General features: G+C 63.3%; 1 protein-coding gene. It reads right to left on the bottom strand.

Annotated features, from left to right (window positions below; genetic code table 11):
• Nucleotides 1-296: 296 nt before the first annotated feature.
• Entirely contained in the window at nucleotides 297-1,322 is a 1,026-nt protein-coding gene (locus BM214_RS12275) for an IS110 family RNA-guided transposase (protein ID WP_090487768.1), read from the bottom strand.
• Between the last annotated feature and the right edge of the window lie 83 nt (nucleotides 1,323-1,405).

Genomic DNA, 1,405 nt, shown 5'->3' with positions numbered 1-1,405 from the left:
ATCTATGGCCTGCTCCCCGATCGCAAGCCCCCGTTGGGGTGGTGGATAATCAGGTTGCGTCAATCTATTCGGCCTCGTGGTGGAGCACGTCAGTGCTCCGGGCCTCGATGGAGAAATCCGCGCCTGTCGTTCCTGAATAAAAAACCGGCTTCTTCGAGCCATTCGTTAGGTCAGGTTTCCGACAGGCCGGTGCCTGTTTCCGCCATCCGTTCGGACGCTTGCAATCGTTGGCTGGTTATCGGGTGACCGACCCGTTCCGGGTCGGTCATTTCATATGGACTCCTTGCGGTCGGGGATCAGGCCGCTGCGGCGCTCGCCCGGAATGTCTCGCCCCGTGTCAGTACCGCCCAGGCCACCCGGGCCAGCTTGTTGGCCAGGGCCACGGCCGCCTTGTTCCGATGCACTCGGCCGTTGACCTGCTGGGTCCAGCGGCGCAGCGCATCGTCCCCTCGATGCGCCTGCTGCAGGACCGCTCGTGCGCCGTGAATCAGCAACGTGCGCAGGTAACGGTTGCCTCGCTTGCTGATGCCGAGTAGCCGAGGCTTGCCGCCGGTCGTGAATTGCTGGGGTACGAGCCCCAACCAGGCCGACAATCCCCGTCCCTGGGTGAACTGGGTGCCGTCCCCGACGGCGGCCACCATCGCCGTGGCGATCATGGGGCCGATGCCGGGGATGCTCATCAGGCGCGCCGCCCGGGAATCTCGGACGGGAATGCGTTCGATGCGCTGCGTGATGTCGGCAATCCGGTCGTCCAGCTCCTGGAGTTGTTGCCAATGGTCCGCGACCAACTGGCGCACGCCATCGGTCAGGTCGTTCTCGGCATCCTCGAGGATGCCGGGCAACGCCCGGCGGAGATTCAGAATCCGTTGGGGAACCGTGATACCGAACTCCAGCAGCATCGCCCGGACCCGGTTGGCCGTCTCCGTGCGCTGCTTGATCCAGCCTTGGCGGGTTCGATGCAGGAACTGGATTTCCTGCTGGGTGGCATCCTTGATCGATACCGTCGGCATGGTCGGTCGGGTAGCGGCCTCGGCGATCGCCTCGGCATCGCTGTTGTCGTTCTTCTGGCCCTTGGTGTAGGGCCGGACGAACTGGGCGGGAAGGAGTACGGCATCGTGTCCCATGGCATCGGCCTTGCGGGCGATGTCATGCGAGCCGGCGCAGGACTCCATGGCGACCCGACACGGTGCCAGGTTGGACAGGAAACGGATCAGTGCCGTGCGGGTAAGTTTCTTTCGATGGACCGGCTTGCCGGACGCATCCAGACCCACGACGTGCATCGTGGTCTTGCCAAGGTCGATGCCAAGCGTTGCAATGGACATGGTCTGTTTCCTCCTCGTCTCGCTGCGTAGATATCTCACCAAGCAGCGTAATAGGGTGGGAGCAGGCCATTCCATTAAAAAAG

The sequence above is a fragment of the Ectothiorhodospira mobilis genome (genome assembly GCF_900114895.1).
Classification (GTDB): Bacteria; Pseudomonadota; Gammaproteobacteria; order Ectothiorhodospirales; family Ectothiorhodospiraceae; genus Ectothiorhodospira; species Ectothiorhodospira mobilis_A.
Note: the sequence above shows the minus strand (reverse complement) of the source record. Positions and strands in the feature narration are given on the sequence as shown.